23 protein-coding genes are annotated in these 24,546 nt (G+C 67.0%); 12 read left to right on the top strand and 11 right to left on the bottom strand.

The genetic code is table 11. From position 1 onward, the window contains the following. Positions 1 to 23: 23 nt before the first annotated feature. Both ASE79_RS13960 and ASE79_RS13965 read left to right on the top strand, forming a co-directional pair. On the top strand, positions 24 to 680 hold the full coding sequence (locus ASE79_RS13960) for an ABC transporter ATP-binding protein (RefSeq protein ID WP_082445351.1): 657 nt from the start codon (positions 24 to 26) through the stop codon (positions 678 to 680). A 172-nt stretch (positions 681 to 852) separates the two neighbouring features. Continuing rightward, the gene (locus ASE79_RS13965) at positions 853 to 2,061 is read left to right on the top strand and encodes an ABC transporter permease (protein WP_056417763.1); all 1,209 of its coding nucleotides are present in this window, start codon (positions 853 to 855) and stop codon (positions 2,059 to 2,061) included. On the opposite strand, the gene ASE79_RS13970 is transcribed toward ASE79_RS13965, so the two are convergent. The 6 genes from ASE79_RS13970 to ASE79_RS13995 form a co-directional block, all read right to left on the bottom strand. Then, positions 2,036 to 2,653 carry a nucleotidyltransferase family protein gene (locus ASE79_RS13970; protein ID WP_056417765.1) on the bottom strand — a complete coding sequence of 206 codons (618 nt, stop codon included), beginning with the start codon at positions 2,651 to 2,653 and terminating at the stop codon, positions 2,036 to 2,038. The two genes, ASE79_RS13965 and ASE79_RS13970, sit on opposite strands and share 26 nt — an antisense overlap. After that, positions 2,640 to 3,563 (bottom strand): XdhC family protein, encoded by a 924-nt coding sequence (locus ASE79_RS13975; protein WP_056417766.1) that lies wholly within the window; start codon positions 3,561 to 3,563, stop codon positions 2,640 to 2,642. Before ASE79_RS13975 ends, ASE79_RS13970 begins: the two co-directional genes overlap by 14 nt. A 145-nt stretch (positions 3,564 to 3,708) precedes the next feature. Beyond that, positions 3,709 to 5,913, bottom strand: a complete 2,205-nt coding sequence (locus ASE79_RS13980) for a xanthine dehydrogenase family protein molybdopterin-binding subunit (RefSeq protein WP_056417769.1) — start codon at positions 5,911 to 5,913, stop codon at positions 3,709 to 3,711. 308 nt (positions 5,914 to 6,221) lie between these two features. Next, entirely contained in the window at positions 6,222 to 8,453 is a 2,232-nt protein-coding gene (locus ASE79_RS13985) for a xanthine dehydrogenase family protein molybdopterin-binding subunit (protein WP_056417771.1), read from the bottom strand. Positions 8,454 to 8,455: 2 nt separating this feature from the next. Next, the gene (locus ASE79_RS13990) at positions 8,456 to 9,436 is read right to left on the bottom strand and encodes an FAD binding domain-containing protein (RefSeq protein WP_056417772.1); all 981 of its coding nucleotides are present in this window, start codon (positions 9,434 to 9,436) and stop codon (positions 8,456 to 8,458) included. Next, a complete protein-coding gene (locus ASE79_RS13995) occupies positions 9,433 to 9,996 on the bottom strand; it encodes a 2Fe-2S iron-sulfur cluster-binding protein (protein WP_082445319.1) in 564 nt (187 codons plus the stop codon). Before ASE79_RS13995 ends, ASE79_RS13990 begins: the two co-directional genes overlap by 4 nt. A 139-nt stretch (positions 9,997 to 10,135) precedes the next feature. Here ASE79_RS13995 and ASE79_RS14000 point away from each other — a divergent pair, with 139 nt between their 5' ends. Together ASE79_RS14000 and ASE79_RS14005 are read left to right on the top strand one after the other, a co-directional pair. Continuing rightward, positions 10,136 to 11,140 (top strand): glycerophosphodiester phosphodiesterase, encoded by a 1,005-nt coding sequence (locus tag ASE79_RS14000; protein WP_056417773.1) that lies wholly within the window; start codon positions 10,136 to 10,138, stop codon positions 11,138 to 11,140. Next, entirely contained in the window at positions 11,141 to 11,419 is a 279-nt protein-coding gene (locus tag ASE79_RS14005) for a hypothetical protein (protein ID WP_056417775.1), read from the top strand. A 221-nt stretch (positions 11,420 to 11,640) separates the two neighbouring features. Here ASE79_RS14005 and ASE79_RS14010 read toward each other — a convergent pair whose 3' ends face one another. After that, positions 11,641 to 12,306 carry a TIGR02117 family protein gene (locus tag ASE79_RS14010; protein WP_235516942.1) on the bottom strand — a complete coding sequence of 222 codons (666 nt, stop codon included), beginning with the start codon at positions 12,304 to 12,306 and terminating at the stop codon, positions 11,641 to 11,643. A 22-nt stretch (positions 12,307 to 12,328) separates the two neighbouring features. On the opposite strand from ASE79_RS14010, the gene phhA reads away from it, so the two are divergent. Continuing rightward, the gene (phhA, locus tag ASE79_RS14015; RefSeq protein ID WP_056417777.1) at positions 12,329 to 13,207 is read left to right on the top strand and encodes a phenylalanine 4-monooxygenase; all 879 of its coding nucleotides are present in this window, start codon (positions 12,329 to 12,331) and stop codon (positions 13,205 to 13,207) included. Between the two features lie 258 nt (positions 13,208 to 13,465). Here the strand turns inward: phhA and ASE79_RS14020 are convergent, their stop codons facing one another. The 4 genes from ASE79_RS14020 to ASE79_RS14035 all read right to left on the bottom strand — a co-directional run bounded on the left by ASE79_RS14020 (position 13,466) and on the right by ASE79_RS14035 (position 18,092). After that, complete coding sequence (locus ASE79_RS14020) at positions 13,466 to 14,413, bottom strand: 50S ribosomal protein L11 methyltransferase (RefSeq protein WP_056417780.1); 948 nt, start codon at positions 14,411 to 14,413, stop codon at positions 13,466 to 13,468. After that, the gene (locus ASE79_RS14025; protein ID WP_056417783.1) at positions 14,403 to 15,092 is read right to left on the bottom strand and encodes an SDR family NAD(P)-dependent oxidoreductase; all 690 of its coding nucleotides are present in this window, start codon (positions 15,090 to 15,092) and stop codon (positions 14,403 to 14,405) included. The genes ASE79_RS14020 and ASE79_RS14025 overlap by 11 nt, the downstream gene beginning before the upstream one ends. Positions 15,093 to 15,171: 79 nt before the next feature. Then, entirely contained in the window at positions 15,172 to 16,911 is a 1,740-nt protein-coding gene (gene ggt, locus ASE79_RS14030; protein WP_200910386.1) for a gamma-glutamyltransferase, read from the bottom strand. 149 nt (positions 16,912 to 17,060) lie between these two features. Next, complete coding sequence (locus ASE79_RS14035) at positions 17,061 to 18,092, bottom strand: quinone-dependent dihydroorotate dehydrogenase (RefSeq protein ID WP_056417789.1); 1,032 nt, start codon at positions 18,090 to 18,092, stop codon at positions 17,061 to 17,063. A gap of 157 nt (positions 18,093 to 18,249) precedes the next feature. Between ASE79_RS14035 and ASE79_RS14040 the strand changes: the two genes are divergently transcribed. From ASE79_RS14040 to ASE79_RS14070, 7 genes are all read left to right on the top strand, one after another. Next, complete coding sequence (locus tag ASE79_RS14040) at positions 18,250 to 18,678, top strand: SUF system Fe-S cluster assembly regulator (protein ID WP_055878185.1); 429 nt, start codon at positions 18,250 to 18,252, stop codon at positions 18,676 to 18,678. Between the two features lie 121 nt (positions 18,679 to 18,799). Beyond that, positions 18,800 to 20,290 (top strand): Fe-S cluster assembly protein SufB, encoded by a 1,491-nt coding sequence (sufB, locus tag ASE79_RS14045; protein ID WP_056418516.1) that lies wholly within the window; start codon positions 18,800 to 18,802, stop codon positions 20,288 to 20,290. A gap of 96 nt (positions 20,291 to 20,386) precedes the next feature. Then, positions 20,387 to 21,130: a Fe-S cluster assembly ATPase SufC gene (gene sufC / locus ASE79_RS14050; protein WP_056417792.1), complete on the top strand. Its 744-nt coding sequence runs from the start codon at positions 20,387 to 20,389 to the stop codon at positions 21,128 to 21,130. A gap of 2 nt (positions 21,131 to 21,132) precedes the next feature. Continuing rightward, positions 21,133 to 22,251: a SufD family Fe-S cluster assembly protein gene (locus tag ASE79_RS14055; protein ID WP_056417794.1), complete on the top strand. Its 1,119-nt coding sequence runs from the start codon at positions 21,133 to 21,135 to the stop codon at positions 22,249 to 22,251. Then, complete coding sequence (locus tag ASE79_RS14060; protein ID WP_056417798.1) at positions 22,248 to 23,495, top strand: cysteine desulfurase; 1,248 nt, start codon at positions 22,248 to 22,250, stop codon at positions 23,493 to 23,495. The genes ASE79_RS14055 and ASE79_RS14060 overlap by 4 nt, the downstream gene beginning before the upstream one ends. Further along, positions 23,492 to 23,953 (top strand): SUF system Fe-S cluster assembly protein, encoded by a 462-nt coding sequence (locus ASE79_RS14065; RefSeq protein ID WP_056417801.1) that lies wholly within the window; start codon positions 23,492 to 23,494, stop codon positions 23,951 to 23,953. Before ASE79_RS14060 ends, ASE79_RS14065 begins: the two co-directional genes overlap by 4 nt. A 166-nt stretch (positions 23,954 to 24,119) precedes the next feature. Then, complete coding sequence (locus ASE79_RS14070) at positions 24,120 to 24,428, top strand: HesB/IscA family protein (RefSeq protein ID WP_056417804.1); 309 nt, start codon at positions 24,120 to 24,122, stop codon at positions 24,426 to 24,428. Positions 24,429 to 24,546: the final 118 nt, after the last annotated feature.

The raw sequence follows: 24,546 nt of genomic DNA on the forward strand, positions 1-24,546 counted from the left end.
AGACGTACGGCACCGGCGCGACGATGTTCCAGGCGCTCAAAGGCGTCGACCTCGATATCGCGGCGGGCGATTTCGTCGCGGTGATGGGGCCGTCGGGGTCGGGCAAGTCGACGACGATGAACATCCTCGGCTGCCTCGACGTGCCGAGCGCGGGGACGTTCACCTTCCGCGGCCACCATGTCGAGACGCTCGACCGCGACCAGCGCGCGCTGCTCCGGCGCAATTATCTCGGTTTCGTGTTCCAGGGCTTCAACCTGCTCTCGCGCACCTCCGCGCTCGAGAATGTCGAACTCCCCTTGCTGTACCGCGGCGACGAGAAGCGGGCGCGGCGCGATGCGGCTATGGCGAGCCTCGACACCGTCGGCCTCGCCGACTGGTGGGATCATACCCCCGCAGAACTGTCCGGCGGCCAGCAACAGCGAGTCGCGATTGCGCGCGCGCTGGTGACCAGCCCCGACGTTCTGCTGGCGGACGAACCCACCGGCAACCTCGACAGCGAACGCTCGATCGAGATCATGCAATTGCTGACGCGCCTCAACGCGGAGAAGAACATCACCGTGCTGATGGTCACGCACGAACCCGACATGGCCGCGTTTGCGCGTACCGTCGTGCACTTCAAGGACGGCCTGGTGGAACGCATCGAAAGCCAGCACCATCAAGGCGAGAGGGTCGAGTCGTGAGCGGCTCCATCGCGACAACCTATCTTCTCCCCTCCCGCCTGCGGGAGGGGTCGGGGGAGGGGGGCGCCTCAATGACCGGACGCCAGTACGTACGTCAGTCCCTCCCCCGACCCCTCCCGCAAGCGGAAGGGGAGCAGCAAGCCCGCGTCCTCGATAGCGGAGCCACGCACTAATGTTCGGCACCACGCTCGTCCTCGCGCTCCGCTCGATCCGTCGCCATCTGCTGCGGTCGTTCCTGACCATCCTCGGGATCGTCATCGGCGTCGGCGCGGTGGTGACGATGGTCACGCTCGGCAAGGCGACCACCGCCGCGGTCCAGCAGTCGATCTCGTCGCTCGGCACCAACATCCTCCAGATCCGTCCCGGCCAGGGCTTTGGCCGCGGTGGTGGCGGACCGCCGCCGCCGCCGCTCAAGATGGACGACATCGATCCGATCGCGCGCCAGATCGCCGGCGTCACCGCGGTCGCGCCGACCGAGCAGCGCAGCGCCACCGCGATCTACAACGGCGCGAACTGGACGACCTCGATCAACGGCACGACCGGCGCCTATTTCGAGGTGCAGCCCTGGCCGCTCGCGGGCGGGCGCGTCTTTACGGGCCAGGAGGAAGCCGCGGGCAAGGCGGTCTGCATCATCGGCAACACCGTCATTCAAAACCTGTTTCGCGGCGTCGATCCGATCGGCCGGCGGATCCGCCTCAACGACATTTCGTGCGACGTGATCGGCACGCTCAGCACGCGCGGGCAGGCTGGCTTCGGCGGCGATCAGGACGATGTCGTCGTGATGCCGATCAAGACCGTCCAGCGTCGCTTTACCGGCAACCAGAACGTCGCGGCGATCCTCGTCGGCGTCGACCAGGGCTATGACACGCAACAGGTCCAGGCCTCGCTGACCGATCTGCTACGCGAGCGCCGCCATCTCGCGGCGGGTCAGGACAACAATTTCAACATCTTCGATACCAAGCAGATTTCGGACACGCTGACCGGCACCACGACGCTGCTCACCGGGATCGTCGCTGCGGTTGCCGGGATCAGCCTGGTGGTCGGCGGGATCGGCATCATGAACATCATGCTGGTGTCGGTGACCGAGCGCACGCGCGAGATCGGCATCCGCCTCGCGATCGGCGCGGTCGCGCGCGAGGTGCTGATGCAGTTCCTCGTCGAGGCGATCGCGCTGTCGTGCCTCGGCGGGGTGATCGGCCTCGTCATCGCGCAGCTCGCGATTGCGATCATCGCGCCGCTGATCAAGGTTCAGTGGCTGTTCGTGCCCGAGATCAACATCTTCGCGTTCGTCATCTCGGCGGTGATCGGCGTGGTGTTCGGCTATTTCCCCGCCCGCCGCGCCGCCGCGATGAACCCTATCGACGCGTTACGGCACGAGTGATCGCCGCGCGGGGATCATGGACGAGCGCCTGCAGCCTCTCCAGATCCTCGGGCGTGTCGATATCGATCAGCTCGGCGGGCGCGGTGACGACATGCCGCCCCGCTTTGACCAGGTCGCGCGCACCCGCATCGCCGTCGAGCGTCAGCAGGAAATCGAACCGCTCGCGCCCGAACAGGGCAGGGGGCGACGGCTTCTCGCCATCGCTCGACGCAACCACCGCGTCCGCGCTGTCGGCGGCATCGAGCATCCGGTAGATATGCGCCGCGGTCACGCGCGGCATGTCGGCCAGCGCGATCAGCACCGCCTCCGCCCCCTCGTCCTTGGCGCGCTGCACGCCGAGCTTCACCGACTGCGACATGCCCGACGACGGGTCGTCATTGTGGACGACGTCGAACCGCTCGCTGATGAAGTCGAGCTGGCAGCCATCGGTCACGACCAGCCGCCGTTTGAACGGGATGTTCTCGAACGCGGTGACGACGTGCAGCCCCAGCGGCTTGTTGAGGAACGGCACCTCGAGCTTGTTGGGATTGCCGAACCGCTCCGAGCGACCCGCGGCGAGGAGGATGAGAAAGACGTTTTCAGCGGCAATCATTGAACGCTCCTATCATCGCCGCCGCGACCGACAGCGCAATCTCGGATGGGCCAATCGCGCCGATGTCGAGCCCGACGGGCGCATCAATCCGGTCGATATTCTCTGCCGTAACGCCCTGGCTGGCAAGCCGCTCGCGACGTGCCGCATGGCTCTTGCGACTACCGAGCGCGCCGACATAGGCGGCGTCGGTCGCGAGTGCAGCGATCAGCGCAGGGTCGTCGATCTTGATGTCGTGGCTGAGCGTCACGACCGCGGTCGACGGGCCGGGGCGCAGCGCGGCAATCGCCTCGTCCGGCCAGCGATCGTCGAGCGTGACGCCCGGAAACCGCTCCTCGGTCAGGAACCGCGCCCTCGGATCGATGACGATCGTCTCGATCCCGAGTTCGCGTGCAAGCCCCGCGAGCGCCTGCGCGATCTGCACCGCACCCACGATCAGCAAGCGGCGCGGCGGGTCGTAGCGATTGACGAAGACCTCCCCCGTCTCGAGCGGTCGCGCGTCGCTATGCCCGGTCTTGAGGTCGGTCGTGACGGTCAGCGCATCGCCCTGGTCGCGCGCGTCGGCGATCCGGTCGAACAGTTCGGGATCGAACCCCTCGGCCGACACCGGCTGCACCATCACCGCGATCTCGCCGCCGCACGGCAGCCCGACTTCCCACGCGGCCGCGTCCGCGACACCGTAGTTCCGCACCTGAAACGGCGCGCCCGCGATCACCTCGGCGGCGGTCGCCAGGATGTCGCTCTCGACGCAGCCGCCCGACACTGATCCCTCGAACCGGCCATCGGCATGGACGAGCATGTGGCTCCCCTTGGGTCGCGGCGCGGATCCCCAGGTCGAGACGACCGTGGCGATCGCCATAGTCTCGCCCTTCCACGCCTTGGCGGCGGCAATCACGCTATCGTTCTCGGCCATGTCTCATTCTCTTTCTAATCCTCCCCGCACGCGGGGAGGGGGACCAGCGCAGCTGGTGGAGGGGGCCAGCCGCAAACGTTACGTTTTTGGGCCACCCCCTCCACCCCGCCAAGAGGCGCGGTCCCCCTCCCCGTGCCGGGGAGGATCAGACGGCCGGCAATCCCGCCAACAGCTTGTCGAGCGTCACCGGGAAGTCGCGCACCCGGACCCCCGTCGCGTTATAAATCGCATTAGCCACAGCCGCACCCGCGCCCGAGATACCAAGCTCGCCGACCCCCTTGGCGCCCGCCGGATTGGCGGAATCGTCGATCTCCTCGATGAAATGCACCTCGAGCTGCGGAATATCGGCGTTCACCGCGACGTGATATTCGCCGAAATCGGGGTTCACGAACGCCCCCGTCCGCGTGTCGACGATCCCCTCTTCGCTCAGCGCGTAGGCGATCCCCCACGCCATTCCGCCGGTGATCTGGCTCGTCGCGGTTTTGCGGTTGAGCACGCGCCCGACATCGAACACGCCGAGCATCCGGCGCACGCGCGTCTCGCCCGTCACCGCGTTCACTGCCACCTCGACGAAGTGCGCGCCGTGGCTCGCCTGGCTGGTGCGCTTGCTCTCCTTGCCCGGCCCGGTCTTGCCCATCGCGACGATCGGCTCGCCGCGGACGAGATCGGCCAGCGCCACCTGCCGACTGCCCGCGCTCACGCAGCCATCGTGCAGGCTCAATTCTTCGGGCGCCGCATTCATCCGCAGCGCGAGTTCGCCGAGGATATCCTCGCACGCGAGCATGACCGCCGATGCAGCACTGCCCGCGCCAAACGACCCACCCGACCCCGCGCTCGGCGGGAAGTCGGTATCGCCCAGCCGCACGGTCACGTCGGCCACCGGCAAGCCCAGCATCTCGCCCGCGGTCTGCGCGAGGATCGTGTACGTCCCCGTGCCGATATCGGTCATGTCGCACTCGACCGTCGCGCGGCCGTCCGCCTCCAGCCGCACGCGCGCCTGCGCCTCGACGGTGAAGTTGCCGCGCAGGCTCGCCGCCATGCCGATTCCGATCAGCCACTCGCCCTCGCGCACCGATCCCGGCGCGGGCAGCATGGCGGGCCAGCCGAACCGCTCGGCACCTTGGTCGTAACAATCGAGCATCCGCCGCGTGGAGAAGGGCTTGCCGGTCACCGGATCGGTCTCGGGCTCGTTGCGCCGCCGCAACTCGACCGGATCGAGCCCGAGCTGCTCGGCCAGCTCGTCCATCGCGCACTCGACGCCGAACGTACCGACCGCCTCGCCCGGCGCGCGGACCGCACCGCTCGCGGGCAGGTCGACGCGGACGAGATCGGTCTTGAACCGCCGCGCCTCGCCCCGGTACAGCGGCAGCGTCCCGAACGGCACCGGCTCGAGAAACTCGCCATCGTCGTTCTGCGCGACGACGCTTTCATGCCCCATGCCGAGGATCACGCCATCCTTGTCCGCCGCGATCCGGATCCGCTGCGTGGTGTGCGAGCGGTGGTGGACCATGTACGCGGTCTGGCGGCGGGGCAGCGCGATCTTGACCGGCCGCCCAACGACTTCCGCCGCGATCGCCGCCAGGATCGCCTCGGCGCCGACCCCAGTCTTCCCGCCGAACCCGCCGCCGACATAAGGCGCGAGCACGCGCACCGAGTCCGCATCGATCTTGAGCGCCTTGGCGATCGTTTTCCGCGCGCCGCCGATGACCTGGTTGCTGGTACGCACGGTCAGCTTGCCGTCCTCCCACCACGCCGTGGTCGCATGCGGTTCGAGCGCGGCGGGGAAATGCACCGGGGTCGTGTAGGTCCGGTCGAACGTCACCGCCGCATCGGCCATCACCGCGTCGAGATCGCCGTTGTCGACGGGGGCGAGGAAGCCAATCTCTGGCTTGGTATCGACCGGCTGCGCCTCGACGTCGAAGCGGTCCCCGCCCGCTTCGGTACGGACCACGACGAGCGCCGCGGCATCCCGCGCGATCGCCTGGTCCTCGGCGATAACGATCGCAACCGGCTGACCGAGGTGGAGGATGACGTCGGTATCGAACAGCGGCATCGCGCGCGAATTGGACTCGCCCGCGGGCATGCGCGCGTCGCCGTGAAGGACCGCGATGACGCCGGGCAACGCTTCGGCCGCACTCACGTCGATCGCGAGAATGCGCCCGCTGCCAACCGGGGTGCCAACGATCGCGGCATAGGCGATGCCCTCGGGCGTGCCCTCATACGCATAATCCGCAACGCCGGTAACCTTTGCGGGCCCCTCGATCCGGTCCAGCCCGAGCCCGAGAACGCCCTGCTTGGCACGGCCAAGCCCCGCCGGCCGAAACGCCGCATCCATCACGTGTTCGTTCATTCTGGCATCCTCGGGTTGAGGGGGAGATATGGGTGTGGCGGCTACGTTTGACGAGGCCGAAAGCTCGGACGCCCCCCCTCCCAGCCGCCACCCCGGCGAAGGTCGGGGTCCAGGTGGAAAGGTTTTGATAACGGAGACCAACCCCGCGCTACCTTCGTTCCCCAACTGGACCCCGGCCTTCGCCGGGGCGGTAGTTTTGGAGTTACGCGCTCCCGTAAGCTGTTTCCCCGCGAAGGCGGGAATCTAGGGTAACGAGCGTTATCCTCCGAGGCTCCTGGACCCCCGCTTTCGCGGGGGAACAGGACGGTTCAAACCGCCGGCAACTGATCCAGCAACTTGTCGAGCGTGATCGGGAACTCGCGCACCCGGATTCCGGTGGCGTTATACACCGCGTTCGCCACCGCAGCGCCCGCACCCGAGATCCCCAGCTCGCCAATCCCCTTGGCGTGGATCGGGTTGGCATGGATGTCGCGCTCGTCGACGAAATGCACGTCCATCTGCGGCACGTCCGCATTGGCCGGCACATGATATTCGCCGAGATCGTGGTTCACCAGCTTGCCGGTCCGCGTGTCGTGGATCAGGTCCTCGGTCAGCGCGGTGCCGATCCCGAAGGTCATCCCGCCGAGGCACTGCGACCGCGCGGTCTTCGCGTTGAGCACACGCCCCGCCGCGAACGACCCGAGCATCCGCCGCACACGCGTCTCGCCGGTGATCACGTTGACCGCGACCTCCGCGAAATGCGCGCCGAACCCTGCCTGCGACGTCTCCTTTTCCTGCTTGCCCGGCTTGATATGCCCGGTCGCTTCGAGACCCTTGCCGACCAGTTCGCCGATCGGCGTCGAGCGGTTGTCGCCGATCGCATTGCCGTCCTTCAGCGTCAGGCCGTCTTCCTCGACGTCCATCGCCTTGGCGAGCTTCCCGCGCAGCATCTCGCAGGCGAGATACACCGCGGTACCAGACGAGGCCGCGCCCCACGACCCGCCCGAACCCGCTGCGGGGGGATCGTTGGTGTCACCCAGCGACATCGTGATGTTGGCGACCGGGATACCCAGGATCTCCGACGCGATCTGCGCGAGGATCGTGTAGCTGCCCGTACCGATGTCGGTCATCGCCGACGACACGGTTGCCGAGCCGTCGGGATGGATCTCGACCTTGGCGGACGATTCCATCATCATGTTGCCGCGCACGGCGGACGAGACGCCCATGCCGATCAGCCACTCGCCCTCGCGACGCGTGCCGGCCTTCTGGCGCTTGTCCCACCCGAACTTCGCCGCACCCTCGTCGAGCGCGCGGGTCAGGTTGCGCGACGAATAGGGGACGTCCTTCTCGGGGTCGATCTTCGGATCGTTGCGCTTGCGCAGCTCGATCGGATCCATGTCGAGCTTTTCCGCGAGCTCATCCATCGCGCCTTCCAGCGCGAGCATCCCGACGGCCTCGCCCGGTGCGCGCATCGAGCCCGACAGGACGAGGTTCACATCGACCAGATCATGCGTGATCAACCGGTTCTCGCCGCCGTACAGCAGATGCGTGCCGATGCCGGCGGGCTCGAAATAATCCTCGGTCGACTGGTTCGACGCAAGCGTCTCGTGCCCGATCGCGGTCAGCTTGCCCTCGGCATTGGCCGCGAGCCGCACGCGCTGCTCGGTATTCGAGCGCCGCACGGTTGCCTCGAACACCTGCTGGCGTGCCATCACCGCCTTGACCGGCCGGCCAAGCTGCTTCGCCGCGATCGCCGCCGCGACGCTCTCGGGCGCGATGCCGAGCTTCGACCCAAACCCGCCCCCGATATAGCGTGCGACGATCCGGACCTTCTTCGCCGACAGGCCGAGCGACTTGGCGAGCTGCTGCGCGTCCGACGTCGGCATCTGGTAGGCGCCGTACAGCGTCAGCGAGCCGTCCTCTTCCCACACCGCGGTCGAGGCATGCGGCTCCATCGCCGCCGAATTCTGGCTCGGCGTGACATAGGTTGAGTCAACCGTCACGGCTGCTTCAGCCATCGCCGTATCGACATCGCCCTGCTTGAAATGCGCAGGCGCTGCGTCGTCCGGCGGGGTCCGTGTCTCGTCGCGGTGCGCGGCGAAGTCGTACTGGCCCTCGGCCTCGTCATACACGATCGGCAAGCGCGCCGCCGCATCGCGCGCGACCTCGAAGCTCTCGGCGAGCACGATCGCGACGATCTGGCCGAAGAATGCGATGTCCTTGACGCCCTGAGTCGGCGCATCGGTCGCGCCGCCCTGTGCGGACACGCGGATGAACTGGTCGAAGTCGGTGACGACGTCGAGCACCCCGGGGATGCTCTTCACGGCGTCTACGTCGATCGAGACGATCTTGCCCGCCGAGATCTTCGTGCCGACGAGCACGCCATAGGCCATGTCGTCGAACTGGTATTCGGCCGCATAGGTCGCGGTGCCCGTGACCTTCAGCGGGCCGTCGATCCGGTCGAGCGGCTTGCCGATGACGCCCTGGACGCCCGTATCCAGAAGACTATCCGGATGCGGCTTGTCCATCGTCAGGCTGTTGGTGGTTCCAAAACCGAACATGCTTATGCTCCCGTTACGGTGCGCAGCGTCGCGATCAGCGTGCGACGGGCGAGGGGGATCTTGAAGTCGTTCGAGCCATAGCCCTTGGCATCGGCGAGAAGCTCAGTGGCCGCAGCCTCGAACGCCTCGTCCGACGGCGCCTTGCCGACCAACGCCGCCTCGACCGCCGGATTGCGCCACGGCATCGGCCCGAGCCCGCCGAATGCGAGCGAGGCGGACGCGATCACGCCGTCCTGAACGTCGACTACGGCCGCAACCGATACGAGCGCGAATGCATAAGACGCACGATCGCGCACCTTGCGATACTCCTGCTTGCCCTTCGGCGGGGCCGGAAGCTCGATATGCGTGATCAGCTCACCCGCTTCGAGTGCGTTCTCGATCTGCGGCGTGTCGCCCGGCAGGCGGTAGAACTCGTGGATCGAGATCCGTCGACGATCGCCATCCGCCTTCAGCGTCACGATCGTCGCGTCGAGGGCGCGCATCGCCACCGCCATGTCGCTCGGGTGAGTCGCGATGCAGTGCTCGCTGGTACCCAGGATCGCGAGGATGCGATTGAAGCCGCCGATCGCCGAACAGCCGCTGCCGGGCTCGCGCTTGTTGCACGCGGCTGCGGTGTCGTAGAAATAATAGCAGCGCGTCCGCTGGAGCAGATTGCCCCCGGTCGACGCCTTGTTGCGCAGCTGCCCCGACGCGCCGGCGAGCAACGCGCGGCTCAGCACCTCGTACTTCGCGACGACGCGGCGATCGGCGGCGAGATCACTGTTCGGCACCAGCGCACCGATCGTCAGCCCGCCATCCCCGCGCTCCTCGATCTTCGCGAGATCGAGGCGGCTGATGTCGACGAGCTTGTCGGGCGTCTCGACCTGCAGCTTCATCAGGTCGAGCAGATTGGTGCCGCCGGCGATGAACTTCGCGCCGGTCGTTCCGGCGTCCTGCGCCGCAGCCTCGGGGGTTGCGGGCTTTTCGTAGGTGAAGGTCTTCATGCTACCAGCTCCCCGCGCGCATTGGCGTCCATCGCGGCGTCCTTTTCGTCCGCGGACCGGCCCTTGGGCGCGGTGTCGCCGACTTCGCGGATCGCATCGACGATGTTCGGATAGGCGGCGCAACGGCAGAGGTTGCCGCTCATCCGTTCCGAGATCTCGGCATCGTCGAACTTCGGATCGGTCAGGTCGCCCGATGCGTGGCTTGCCCAGCCCTTCTTGACCTCGTCGAGCATGCCGACTGCCGAGCATATCTGCCCCGGCGTGCAATAGCCGCACTGATAGCCGTCATGCCGCACGAACGCGTCCTGCAGCGGATGGAGATTGCCCGGCTGGCCGATGCCCTCGATCGTCGTGATCTCGTCGTCCTGGTGCATGACGGCGAGCGTCAGGCAGGAATTGACGCGACGCCCGTTGATCAGGACGGTGCACGCCCCGCACTGGCCATGGTCACAACCCTTTTTCGAGCCCGTCAGCCCGAGATGTTCGCGACATAGATCAAGCACCGACGTACGAATATCGGGCTCTGCGTCATATGATTGACCATTGATCGTGAAATGCATGGGAGGACCCCTGGTTTAGCGCTGGGAATTTTGGAAATACGAGGACTGAACGCCGATGCGACCAATGGTTTCCTATTGCGACTGGCTCTCACGCCTTGGTACGCTGGCGTTCATTGCCGCGAGCGGGCAAGCTGCTGCCATGGCCCCGGACTCGCACCCCTTATCGCCCCCGATCGTTATCGCGCACCGTGGCGCGAGCGGGTTGCGACCCGAGCACACGCTGGCCGCCTATTCGCTCGCGATCGACCAGGGGGCGGACTTCATCGAGCCCGATCTGGTCCCGACCAAGGACGACGTGCTCGTCGCGCGGCACGAGAACAACATTGCGGATACTACCAACGTTGCCGATCATCCCGAGTTCGCAGCCCGCAAAACCACCAAGACGATCGACGGCCAGGCTATGACCGGCTGGTTCGTCGAGGATTTCACGCTGGCCGAGCTGAAGACGCTCCGCGCGAAGGAGCGCCTGCCCAAGCTGCGGCCCGCGAACACCGCGTTTGACGGCCAGTTCGAGATCCCGACGCTCGCCGAGATCATCGCGCTCGCCAAGCGCCGCACCAAGGAGACGGGCCGGACGATCGGCATCTATCCCGAGACCAAGCACCCGACCTATTTCGCGAGCATCGGTCACCCCACCGACGCGAAGCTGGTCGCCGAACTGCGCGAGGCAGGCTGGGATTCGGCCAAGGCACCGGTCTTCATCCAGTCGTTCGAGGTGAAGAACCTCCAGCGGCTTCATATGATGACCAAGATCCGGCTGATCCAGCTGATGGACGGGCAGGGCGCCCCCGCCGATCGCGCGCAGCCGAGCTACAAGGCGATGATCACGCCCGACGGCCTGAAGGCGGTCGCGGCCTATGCCTATGGGATCGGCCCGGGCAAGGAGATGCTCTGGTCCGGCGCGACACCGACGACGCTGGTCGCCGACGCGCATGCCGCGGGGCTGCGCGTGCACCCCTGGACCTACCGCGCCGAAAACTATTTCGAACCCGAACGCTTCCGCCGCGGCGCGGACCCGGCGGCACATGGCGATATTGCGGGCGAGATCGACGCCGGGCTTGCCCAAAGTATCGACGGTTTCTTCACCGACTTTCCGCTATACGGTGCCCAGGCGCGCGACAGGGTGCGCACAGGAGTGAAGTAAATGCGTAAAGTCCTTCCCGTGCTGGCCGTCCTGCCGTTCCTCGTCAGCGGCTGTATCAGCACCGCCACTTCGATCGTGAAGGCGCCGTTCCAGGTCGCCGGCAAGGCGGTCGACTGGACGACGACCAGCCAGGAAGAATCGGACCGCAACTACGGCCGCAAGATGCGCAAGCAGGAGGCCGAGGAGGGCAAGCAGCGCAAGGAACTCGCCAAGCGGTGCAGGAAGGACCCGCAGCGTTCGGAATGCGGCCAATACCAAGGGTATCGCGCGGGGAACTAAGCTCCCTTTATACCACGAAGCTGCCACCACCCCGGCGAAGGCCGGGGCCCAGTTGGGAAACAGAGGTAACGGCACTCAGTCCTTCGTTGCCAACGTCCCCCAACTGGACCCCGGCCTCCGCCGGGGTTGCGACCCAGGATATGGTGCCCTTCACGGCCTTGTTCTCCCGCGAAGGCGGGAGCCCAGTCTGGACTCCCGCCTTCGCGGGAGAACAAACTACGCTAGAACCATCCCATCACCGTAACCGGAAATGGCGTCCAAGCCCCGACCCGTACCCCGGCAAACCGAAGCGCATCCCCCGTCCAGCTGTTGCACGTCCGAACCGCATCATACCGGCCGTTAGCGTCATAAAATGCGTCATATCCCGCATAGCCCCGATACCGCGCACCCCCGTCGCGAAAGCTCGCGCGGATATACGCCGCCAGCCGCCGATACTGCGCCGGCGTCACCACGATCTCGCGCGCGCCGTCGCCCGCCCGCGGCGCCGGCAGATGCTCGACATGCATCAACGTCCGCGTGCTCCCCGTCGCAGCAGCGAGCACCGTCCGCAGCTTCACCTCGGCCCAGGTCGGCGTCTCCAGATAGAACGTCTTCTCGCCCCACCCGAACGCCACATGATCATACCCCGCAAACCGCGGATCGCGCAGGTCCTCCGCGCGCGCCACGCCGCGCCAGTCGACCCCGGCCGCGACCTTCGGCACGATGATCCCGGTATGCACCCCGTTGCTTTCGACGAAGATGCGGATCCCGTGCGCAGGCGGCGCCCAGTCACGATTGCTCGGGATAGCGCCTCCCACCAGACCCGCGACGGCATAGCTCGCGACCAGCGCCAACACTGCCGCGATACCCCCTAAAATCAGCCTAATCGCGCGCATTTCCGTCTTCATTCCGTCATGCTAGACGATGCGCATGGCAGAAGAAACGCACGTGCTGAGCACGCCGCCCGAAGGCGCTCCCGACTGGACGATCCCGCAAAACTGGTCGGCCTATACCGCGGAGGATCACGCGACCTGGGACACGCTGTTCGCGCGCCAGTCGAAACTGCTCCCCGGGCGCGCGTCGAACGCCTGGCTGCGCGGGCTCGACGTGCTCAAGCTCTCGAAACCCGGCATCCCCGATTTCGAGGAGCTGTCCGAACGCCTGATGAAGCTCACCGGCTGGTCGGTCGTCGCGGTCCCCGGCCTCGTCCCCGACGACGTGTTCTTCGACCACATGGCCAATCGCCGCTTCGTCGCGGGCAACTTCATCCGTCGCCCCGACCAGCTCGATTATCTCCAGGAGCCCGACGTCTTCCACGACGTGTTCGGGCACGTGCCGATGCTCGCCGACCCGGTCTTCGCCGACTACCTCGCCGCCTATGGCCGCGGCGGCCAGCGCGCGCTCGGGCTCGACGCGCTGAAATATCTCGGGCGGCTTTATTGGTACACGGTCGAGTTCGGACTGATCGCCGAACCCGAGGGCCTGCGCATCTACGGTTCGGGGATCGTCTCCAGCTACGCGGAAACGCGGTTCGCGCTCGACGATCCTAGCCCCAACCGGATCGCGCTCGACCTCGCGCGCGTGATGCGGACCGAATACCGGATCGACGATTTCCAGCAGAACTACTTCGTCATCCCCAGCTTCGACGAGCTGTTGCGGCTGACCGTCGAGACCGACTTCGCGCCGTTGTACGAGGAACTGAAAGCGCTGCCGGACATCCCCGTCGCGCAGATCGAGCCAGGCGATGTCGTGCTGACCGAGGGAACGCAGGACTACGCGACCGCGAAAGTGCCCACCGAGACGGCATAAGCGTCGTATTTTTAGCCATCACCCCGCCCTTAACAACCACCCCGGCGAAGGCCGGGGCCCAATTGGGCGAACCTTTGAAATAGAGCCGCACCACCCTCCCAATTGGGCCCCGGCCTCCGCCGGGGTGGTGTTGGTGGTGGGTGAGGGCACCCTTCCCACCATGTTCCCCCGCGAAGGCGGGGGCCCAGACTGGACCCCCGCCTTTGCGGGGGACTATTCTTCTGCCGGGGCAGGGCAGTCGTTAAATATCCGCGCGCTTCAGATATCCAAAGCCCACCCATCGCGCCCCTTCGGATCGAACGGCCCATCGGCCACAAACCGCACCGCCCCCGCCTTCAACCGAAGCACACTCCAATCCCCCCGCCGGTCGACCGCCTCGAGCGAACACCCGCAAGCTTCATATGCCGCCACGACCCCGGCCCGCTGCGTCTCCAGCAACCCCGCCAGCACGATCGTCGCCCCTGAATCAGCAATCGACGCGATCTCCGGCGCCATCGACACCAGCGGCCCGGCCAGGATATTCGCGATCACCAGATCATACGGCGCCTTCGCCACGATCGCGTCGTCGAGCGTACCATCCGCCACGATCAGCTCGATCCCGAAAACCCCGTTCAGATCCGCATTCTCGCGCGTGACGTCGATCGAGACCGGATCGATATCCGTTCCCATCACCGCCGCCTCGGGCCACAGATGCGCCGCGGCGAAGGCGAGCAGCCCGGTCCCCGTCCCGATATCGATCACGTTCGCAAAATCGGCGTCCGCCATCCCGTCGAGCATGGCCAGACACCCGCTGGTCGTCTCGTGATGCCCGGTCCCGAACGCGCGGCTCGCCTCGATCAGGAACGCGCGCTTGTCCGCCGGCACCGCGCCCGCATGCGCGCCGGTATGCACGAAGAACCGCCCGACCGACAAAGGCTCGAGCCCCGCCTGGCTCATCGTCACCCAATCGGCATCGCCCAACCGCTCGACCGCGATCTCGGCCCCCGCCGCGCTCGGCACCAGCGCACGCACCGCCGCGACCGTGTCGGCCGCAGGCTCATGCTCGAAATACGCATCGAGCCGCCACGATTCGACGTCGTCCTCGATCTCCTCGGTCGTCATCAACACGGCGTCGCCCGGGATCGCGTTACCGAGGTCGTCGCTCGCATCGATCGCCTCCGCTTCCGCACGCGTACAGGGCAGAGTCAGCTTCCAGCTATCGGACATAGCTCGCTCCATTCACGTCGACCACCGATCCCGTCATCGAGGCCGGAGCCTCCAACGCGAGAAACTTCGCAGCGGCAGCCACCTCTTCGGGCGCCGCGACCCGCCCCAGCGGAATATCCGCCAGCAACGCATCGCCCCCGCGGCTCGACAGATAGTCGTCCGCCATCCCGGTCATCGTGAACCCGGGACACACCGCGAACGCCAGGATCCCCTCGCGGGCATAGCCTCGTGCGATCGTCTTGGTCATCGCCACCATCCCCGCCTTCGACGCGGCATAATGCCAGTGCGCCGGCGAATCGCCACGATAGGCGGCGCGGCTGGCGATGTTGACGATCCGGCCACCGACACCCCGTGCTTGCCAGTGCAGCACGGCCAACCGGCACAGCTCGGCGGATGCGGTCAGGTTGATCCGCATCGTCCGCTCCCACTGCTCGGTCCAGTCGTCGTCACCGAGCGGACTGGCCTCGAACACCCCCGCATTGTTGATCAGCACGTCGATCTCGCCGCCCGCCTGCTCCAGTGCAGCGTTCCACAACGCCGTGGGGCCTGCCGGATCGGCGAAGTCGGCGGGGATGCCGCTCGCGGTCCCATGCCCGATGACGGAGGCGCCAGCGTCAGTCAGCGCCCGATGGATCGCCGCGCCGATGCCGCGGCTTGAGCCGGTGAGTAATATGGTCATGCGCCGCCCTTAGCGTCCGGTTTCGTGTCGCGTCACCCCATGCCGACGCCCGCAGCCTAGCTGAACGATACGCGGATCGTCATTCGGGCGCGCGTTGCAGCTTGCCGACACGCTGGATCTGCGAAACGGTGCCGTCCTCGCTGATAGCGACGCCTTCGCTGCGCGGATCGGCCGCGCCCACCCATTTGCCGCCGACGCGTTCGATCGCGTTCGCCTTCAGGCCGAGTGCCGCGACCTGCACGGTTTCGCCGAGCGCCTGCAACGCCGGGACCATCGCCTCGCGCTCGGTGCCCTTCTCGACCGCGGCGACATGGCCGGGGGCATAGATCAGGCCGAGCGCGATCGAGTCCTGCGCCGACAATTTCCAGTCGACCACGCCGATGATCGCCTTGGCCACCTGCGCGATGATCGTCGAGCCGCCCGCCGCGCCAACCGCGAGGCGCACCTTGCCGTCGGGGCCATAGACGATCGTCGGCGACATCGAGCTGCGCGGCCGCTTGCCGCCCTCGACCCGGTTGGCGACCAGCGCGCCGTTCTTCTCGGGGACGATGTCGAAATCGGTGAGCTGGTTGTTGAGCACGGTGCCGTCGACGGTGATCCCCGAACCGAAATACCCCTCGACCGTGGTCGTGACCTCGACGACGTTGCCGCGCGCATCGGTGACGGCGAGGTCGGTGGTGCCGGGAACTTCGCTGACCGGCGCGCGGACGCGGGCAGGGGCGCCGGGGGGGGTGCCGGGCGCGACGCTCGCCATCGTCGTCGTGGGCGAGATCAGCGCAGAGCGCGACGCCAGATAGCCCGAGGAGAGCATGCCCGTCACCGGCACGCGGACGAAATCGGGATCGCCGACGTACAGGTCGCGATCGGCATAAGCGAGCCGCGAGGACTCGGCGAACAGATGCCACGCCTGCGCGCTGTCCTTGCCGAGCTTGCCCATGTCGAAACGTTCGAGCTGCTTGAGGATCATCAGCACGGTGATGCCGCCCGACGAGGGCGGGCCCATCCCGCACACGCGGTAGACGCGATATTTGATGCAGACGGGCGGGCGGTTCTTGGCGTCGTAGCTGGCGAGATCGCCGGTCGTCATCTTCGACGCGTTGCGCGCGGCGGTGTTGACCGCGGTGACGATCTTCTGCGCCTGCGGGCCGACATAGAAGCTGTCGGGGCCCTGGGTCGCGATCCGCTGGAGTAGCGCGGCCTGTTCTGGGTTCTTGATCGTCGCACCGATCGCGATCGGCGTGCCGTCGGGCGCAGAGAAGAGTTTGCGCGTCTCGGGCGTGATGTGGTCGCCATAGGCCGACATGCCGTTGACGAGGCGCGGCGAGGCCTGGAAGCCGTTGGTCGCAAGGCGGATCGCGGGCGCGAACAACTGCGCCCAGGGGAGCTTGCCCGACGCGCGGTGCGCGAGCGCCATGCCGCGGAGCGCGCCGGGGATGCCGACGCTGCGACCGCCGGGGACCGCGTCGCGATGGCTGAGCGGGGTGCCGTCGGGGGCGTAGAACCAGCGCGCGTCGGCGGCGGCCGGCGCGGTTTCGCGCGCGTCGATCGTGCTGAGCGCGCCGCTGGCCGCGTGGCTGACCCAGAAGCTGCCGCCGCCGATCCCCGAGCTTTGCGGTTCGACGACGTTGAGCGCGAGCATCGTCGCGATCGCCGCATCTGTGGCGCTGCCGCCTGCACGCAGGATCTCGACGCCGGCCGCCGCCGCGCGCGGGTCGGCGGCGCTGACCATGCCTTGGTCCTTCGCCGGGGCGGGGGTGGATTGGCGCGCCTCGGTGGCGGCGGGGACTAGGAGGGCGAGCGCTAGGAGAGAAGTCTTCATCGCGCGCGAACCTAACGCGGTTCGAATAGGAGGCAAGGCGTCGTCGTACATTCCCCCGCCATCCTGGGCTCAACCCAGGATCCAGAGCCACACAGGGCGGCCTGCGCGGCTCTGTATCCCAGCTTTCGCTGGGATGACGGAAGGGGGTGTCAGCGCGCGTCGACCCCTACTGCGTCGCCAACGCTCGCGAAGCCGTCGCGTGTCAGCAGCGCGTCCAGCTCACGCAGCATCCGCGCCGGCAGCCCCGGACCCTCATAGACCAAAGCGGTATAAAGCTGGACGAGGCTCGCCCCCGCAAGGAGCCGTGCATAGGCCTCCGCACCGCTGCCGATGCCGCCGACCGAGATCAGCGGGATCGCCGCGCCGGTGGCCGTGCGGAAGTCGGTGAGGCGCTGGCGGGCGAGCGGGGCGAGGGGCGCGCCGGACAGCCCGCCGGTTTCCTTCGCATTGGCCGAGCGCAAGCCGGGGCGGGTGATCGTCGTGTTGTTGACGATCAGCGCGTCGATGCGGTTGTCGATCGCGGCGCGCGCGATGTCGTCGATGTCCGCGGGCTCGAGGTCGGGCGCGACCTTCAGGAAGATCGGCGTGGTGCCCTTCGCACCTGTACAGGCAGCAAGCAGGTCGCGCAGCGCCGCGCCGTGCTGCAGATCGCGCAGGCCCGGCGTGTTGGGGGAGCTGATGTTGATCGTGATATAATCGGCGTGCGGCGCGGCGCGGGTGACGCCGTGGACGTAATCCGCGGTGCGATCGATCGCGTCCTTGTTGGCGCCGACGTTGATGCCGAGCACGCTCTTGCCACGCGTATAGGCTTTCGCCCGGACGAGTGCCGCATCGAGGCCGCCATTGTTGAAACCGAGCCGGTTGATGACCGCGCGGTCTTCGGGAAGGCGGAAGATGCGCGGCTTGGGGTTGCCGGGCTGGGGCAGGGGCGTGAGCGTGCCGATCTCGACGCTGCCGAGGCCCAGCCCGAAGAACCCGTCGATCGCACGCCCGTCCTTGTCGACGCCCGCCGCGAGCCCCACCGGATTGGGAAGCGCGATCCCCGCCACGGTGGTCGCAAGCCGGGGAACGCTGGGGGCGAGCGGGGTGCCCGCCTTGCCCCATGCGGCGAGCGCGGCAATCGTCAGGCCATGCGCGCGTTCGGCGTCGAGGCGGAAGAGAAGCGGGTGGTAGAAGGCCATGCGCGCTCTTCGCACCGGTTCGCGCTCAGGTCAAAAGCGCGCGAAAATCCCGCCCCAGTTGCGAGTCGTTAGCACGCGCCGACGGGTTGACGATGACTCCCGCAGAGCCCATTTGCGCAATCGGATCATATCGGTCCGATTGGACTCACGAAGTACCATGCGTCTTTCCAGCCTAGCCGACTATGCGGTCGTCATGATGAGCGCCGCGGCGCGTCATTGTGGCGGCATCGCGCGGCTGAACGCGACGCTGCTGAGCGAGGAGACCGGCGTGCCGCTGCCGACCGTGCAGAAGCTGGTGAGCCGGTTATCGGCGGCGGGGCTGATCGAAAGTACGCGCGGCACCGGCGGCGGCTTCCGCCTGTCGCGCCCGCCCGCGTCGATCTCGCTGGCCGACATCATCGAGGCGGTCGAGGGCCCGATCGCGCTGACCGCATGCGTCGACGGCGCGGCGCAGGATTGCTGCATCGACCAGACGTGCAAGGTGAAGCCGCACTGGAACGCGGTCAACGGCGCGGTCCGCGGTGCGCTCGCCGGCGTGACGCTCGCCAGTCTTTCGCAAGTCCCGAATTCGCCGGTGCCCGCATGACGCGCGCAGCGCCTACCCCTTTCCTTCGCGCCTTTGCGCCTTCGCGTGAGAAGATTCTGTTCACGCAAAGGCGCGATGGCGCGAAGATATCAAAGAGCCGCGTTGCGGCGGAGATGGAATGATGGCTACCCGGAACGCAGAGGCATACGCCGCCGCGAACAAGACGTACGAGTGGGGCTTCTCCTCGGACATCGAACAGGAATTCGCGCCCAAGGGCCTGTCGGAAGACACGGTGCGCTTCATTTCTGCCAAGAAGGGCGAGCCGCAGTGGATGCTCGACTGGCGGCTGAAGGCGTTCGCCCTCTGGCAGACGATGGACGCGCCCGACTGGTCGAAGCTCAACGTGCCCCCGATCGATTACCAGGACGCGTACTACTACGCGGAGCCCAAGGCCAAGCCGAAGCTGGGGAGCCTCGACGAGGTCGATCCCGAGATCCTGCGCGTTTACGAAAAGCTCGGCATCCCGATCGGCGAGCAGAAGATGCTCGCGGGCGTGGTCGAGGATCCGCTCAACGAGGACGGTACGCCCAAGCGCCGCGTCGCGGTCGACGCGGTGTTCGACAGCGTCTCGGTCGCGACCACGTTCCGCAAGGAACTCGAGGCTGCGGGCGTGATCTTCCGCTCGATCTCCGAGGCGATCAAGGAATATCCCGACCTCGTCCGGAAATGGCTCGGCAAGGTCGTGCCGCAGCGTGACAATTACTTCGCGACGCTGAACTCGGCGGTCTTCTCCGACGGCACGTTCGTCTACATCCCCGAGGGCGTGCGCTGCCCGATGGAGCTGTCGACCTATTTCCGGATCAACGCCGAGAATACCGGCCAGTTCGAACGCACGCTGATAGTCGCCGACAAGGGGTCGTACGTCTCGTATCTCGAGGGCTGCACCGCGCCGATGCGCGACGAGAACCAGCTGCATGCGGCGGTGGTCGAACTCGTCGTGCTCGACGATGCCGAGATCAAATATTCGACCGTGCAGAACTGGTATCCGGGCGACGAGAACGGCGTCGGCGGGATCTACAATTTCGTCACCAAGCGTGCGCTGTGCCAGGGCAAGAATTCGAAGGTCAGCTGGACGCAGGTCGAGACGGGCAGCGCGATCACGTGGAAATATCCGTCGTGCGTGTTGGCGGGCGACGGCTCGGTCGGCGAATTCTATTCGGTCGCGGTGACGAACAATCGTCAGCAGGCCGATACCGGCACGAAGATGATCCACCTCGGCAAGAACACCCGCTCGACGATCGTGTCGAAGGGGATTTCGGCAGGGCGTTCGGACAACACTTACCGAGGCTTGGTGCGCGTTGCGCCGACCGCGGAGGGCGTGCGCAACTTCACCCAGTGCGACAGCCTGCTGCTGGGCGACCAGTGCGGCGCGCATACCGTGCCGTATATCGAGGTCCGCAATCCGTCCGCGCAGATCGAGCATGAGGCGACGACGTCGAAGATCTCCGAGGACCAGCTGTTCTACGCGATGTCGCGCGGGCTGGATGCGGAGGCGGCGGTGGCGCTGATCGTCAACGGCTTCGCGCGCGAGGTGCTGCAGCAGCTCCCGATGGAGTTCGCGGTGGAAGCGCAGAAGCTGCTGGGGATTTCGCTGGAAGGCTCTGTGGGGTGAGCCTCGCCCGTCATGCTCGCATATGCGGTAATGACGGGGCACGGCCGGCGCATCGCGCGCTTCGGAATTTAGAGATTTGGAATTGGGCAGAAATCGATGCTGAAAATTGAAAACCTTCACGCCGAGATCGACGGCAAGGAAATCCTCAAGGGCCTTTCGCTTACCGTGAACGCGGGCGAGGTGCACGCGATTATGGGGCCTAACGGCGCTGGCAAGTCGACGCTGGGCTATGTGCTCGGTGGGCGGCCCGGTTACGAGGTCACGTCGGGTTCGGTGACGTTCGACGGCGTCGACCTGCTCGAGCTCGAGGCGCATGAGCGCGCTGCGGCGGGCGTGTTTCTCGGCTTCCAGTATCCGGTCGAGATCCCCGGCGTGTCGAACGTCCAGTTCCTGCGCGAGGCGCTCAACGCCCAGCGTGCGACGCGCGACGAGAAGGCATTGTCGGGCGGCGAGTTCCTGAAGCTCGCACGCGGCCAGGCGGATCTGCTCGGCATGGATTACGACATGCTCAAGCGGCCGGTGAATGTCGGCTTTTCGGGCGGCGAGAAGAAGCGCAACGAGATGGTGCAGATGGGCATCGTCAACCCCAAGTTCGCGATCCTCGACGAGACCGATTCGGGCCTCGACATCGATGCGCTGCGCGTCGTCGGCGACGGCATCAACCGCATCATGCGCGCGCCCGACAAGGCGGTGCTGCTGATCACGCATTACCAGCGGCTGCTCGATTATGTGGAGCCGGACTTCGTCCATGTGCTGGCCGACGGGCGCATCGTCCGGTCGGGCGGCAAGGAACTTGCTCAGCAGCTCGAGAGCGAAGGCTATGTGGGGATCGCCGCGTGACGATGCTGCTCGACCTTCCCTCGACGCGCGAGGAATCGTGGCGCTGGGGTGATCCGGCGGCGATCGCTGCTGCGGCGGGCCTGCCGCGCGGCGAGGCACTGGCGGGCGCGTGGTTCCTTGAGCTTGAGGGCGCGCGTGCGGTGTTCGTCGATGGCGTGCTCGATGCAGCGCGGAGCGATCTGCGCCATGTCGCGATCGCGCCGCTCGAGGGTGGCGAGCATGTGCTCGGCCGTCGCACGACCGGCTACGGCTGGTCGCTGCGCGTCGACGCGAATGCGTCGGCCGAGCTGATCCAGATCGTCCATATCTCGACCGGGGGCGACAACCAGCTTCCCGCCGAGATCGTGCTGGCGGGTGGTGCGCAAGCGTCGGTCGTCGAGACCTATGTCGGCACCGGCTGGTCGAACCGGTCGACGCGGATCACGCTGGGTGCGGGCGCGAAGCTGACGCGCGCGGTGCGGTTGCTGCAGGCGAGCGGGTTCGTGTCGTTGCGCGACGAGGCGGATGTCGGCGCGGAGGCGAGCCTGATCGTGACGGTGCTCGGCGCGGGCGATGCGGGGACGCGGATCGACGGCGCGATCACCGTGTCGGGCGACGATGCGTTTGCCGAATATGGCGGCGCGTTGTTGACGCGGAAGGCGCAGAAGCAGGAATGCGCGCTGTCGGTGCGGCACGCGGCGCTTAACGGGCAGAGCAAGCAGATCTGGCGCGCGGTTGCGGCCGATACGTCGACGGCCAGCCTCGCCGCACGCGTCGAGGTGGCGCGCGATGCGCAGAAGACCGATGGCGTTCAGTCGTTGCGCGGGTTGCTGCTCAAGCGCACCGCGACGGTCAACCTGAAGCCCGAGCTCGAGATCTTCGCCGACGACGTGAAGTGCGCGCACGGCGCGACGGTCGGCGAACTCGACCAGCGCGCGTTGTTCTACATGCAGAGCCGCGGCATCCCGCATGCCAAGGCGCAGGCGCTTCTCACGCGCGCGTTCGTCGGCGATGCGTTCGCGCAGATCGCGGACGAGACGGTACGCGACGCGTTCGTCGCGGACGCGGATGCATGGCTGGAGGCGGCGCTGTCTGCTCCCCTTCCGCTTGCGGGAGGGGCCGGGGGAGGGGCTTCGTCATGAGTGCCGCCCTCCATCAAGCCCTCCCCCGACCCCTCCCGCAGGCGGGAGGGGAGGCTTTGGACCGCGTGTCGGACTTCCCCGCGATCCCCGAGGGTTGGGCGTACCTCGACACCGCCGCCACCGCGCAGAAGCCGCAGGCCGTCGTCGACGCGATCACGCGCGCGTATGGCGAGACCTATGCCACCGTGCACCGCGGCGTGTACCAGCGCTCGGCCGACATGACGGTCGCCTATGAAGCGGCGCGCAAGGCTGTCGCGCGGTTCATCGGCGCAGGCTCGCCCGACGAGATCGTGTTCGTACGCGGCGCGACCGAGGCGATCAATCTCGTTGCGCAGTGTTGGGCCGGCACGCAGTTGAAGGCGGGCGACCGCATCCTGTTGTCAATGCTCGAGCATCATTCGAACATCGTGCCGTGGCAGATGATCGCGGCGGCACGCGGCGTTGCGATCGACGTGCTGCCGCTGACGCCGGACCACCGCATCGATCTCGACTCGATGGAGCGGATGATCACGCCCGCGCACAAGCTGGTCGCGCTCGGGCATGTGTCGAACGTGCTCGGCTCGGTGCTCGACGCCAAGCGCGCGACCGACATCGCGCATTCGGTCGGCGCGAAGATCCTGCTCGACGGATGCCAGTCGGTGCCGCGGATCGCGGTCGACGTCCAGGCGATCGGCTGTGATTTCTACGTCTTCTCCGGGCACAAGCTCTACGGCCCGACCGGGATCGGCGTGCTGTGGGCCAAGCCCGAGCTGCTCGAAGCGATGCCGCCGTACCAGGGTGGCGGGTCGATGATCGACAAGGTATCGTTCGCGAAAACCACCTATGCGCCGCCGCCGGGACGGTTCGAGGCGGGCACGCCGCATATCGTCGGCGCGCTTGGGCTGCATGCGGCGATCGATTATGTCGAAAGCATCGGGCTTGGCGCGATCCATGCGCACGAGACCGCTCTGGTGACCGCGACGCGCGAGGCGTTGTCGGGGATCAACTCAGTGCGGCTGTACGGCCCGGCGGACTCGGCGGGGATCGTCTCCTTCACGATCGAGGGGGTTCATCCGCACGACATCGGCACCATATTGGACGAAGAGCGCGTCGCGATCCGGGCCGGCCATCACTGCGCACAGCCGCTGATGGAGGCGCTGGGCGTCGAGGCGACGGCACGCGCGAGCTTCGGGGTCTATAACGGGCCAGCCGACGTCGATGCGCTGGTGCGCGGTATCGCGCGAGTAACGAGGATATTCGGATGAGCGATCGGTTCGAGATCGAGGAAGTCGAAGCGGTGCAGTCGCCGCCCAAGGCACGCGTCGTGCTAGACACCGACGGCGATGCGGAGCGCAAGCGCGACTATCTCGCCGGGTTCCTGGCGCAGAAGCCGCAGGTCGATCTGGCGGGCGAGCCCGGTGGCGCGGTGTATGATGCGATCATCGATGCGCTGAAGGATATCTACGATCCCGAGATCCCGGTGAACATCTATGACCTGGGGCTGATCTACGGCGTCGAGGTGACCGACGACGGGCATGCGGTCGTCACGATGACGCTGACCACGCCGAACTGTCCGGTCGCGGAGTCGATGCCGATGGAGGTCGAGATGCGCGTCGGTGCGGTGCCGGGCGTCGGCGTCGCCGAGGTGAACCTGGTGTGGGATCCGGCATGGGATCCGCAGAAGATGTCCGACGAGGCGAAGCTCGAACTGGGCATGCTGTAACGTCTTTCCCCTCCCGCATGCGGGAGGGGGTAGGGGGTGGGCTCACGCTCTCCTCGCGGATGACGGTTCGAATGGCTGGCCGGGAGCCCAGTCTGGGTCCCCGCCTTCGCGGGGACACATGCTACCTGGCGCCAGTTTTAGACGGTAAAGCTCTCGCCGCAGCCGCATGCGCCCTTGGGCGCGGATCGCGGACCTGATGGCGCGGGCGCCCGCGGATGCGATCGGGGTGAAACTGTCGACGCCGAAGCGCGGCTGTTCGGGGCTCGCTTATTCGGTCGATTACGTCACCGAGGCCAAGCCGTTCGACGAGCGGATCGACACGCCCGGCGGCACGCTGTTCGTCGATGGCGGGTCGATCCTGTATCTGATCGGCTCGACGATGGACTGGGTCGAGGACGACTTCACCGCGGGCTTCGTGTTCCAGAATCCCAACGCCAAGGGCGCATGCGGCTGCGGCGAGAGCTTTACCGTCTAAAACTGGCGCCAGGTAGCATGTGTCCCCGCGAAGGCGGGGACCCAGACTGGGCTCCCGATCGGGTCGAGACAGGGCGACGCCGAACGACCGCCCGCCTTGCTTGCCCCTCCCGTCCTGT

This window comes from Sphingomonas sp. Leaf28 (assembly GCF_001421685.1).
In the GTDB taxonomy this organism is placed as follows: Bacteria; Pseudomonadota; Alphaproteobacteria; order Sphingomonadales; family Sphingomonadaceae; genus Sphingomonas; species Sphingomonas aurantiaca.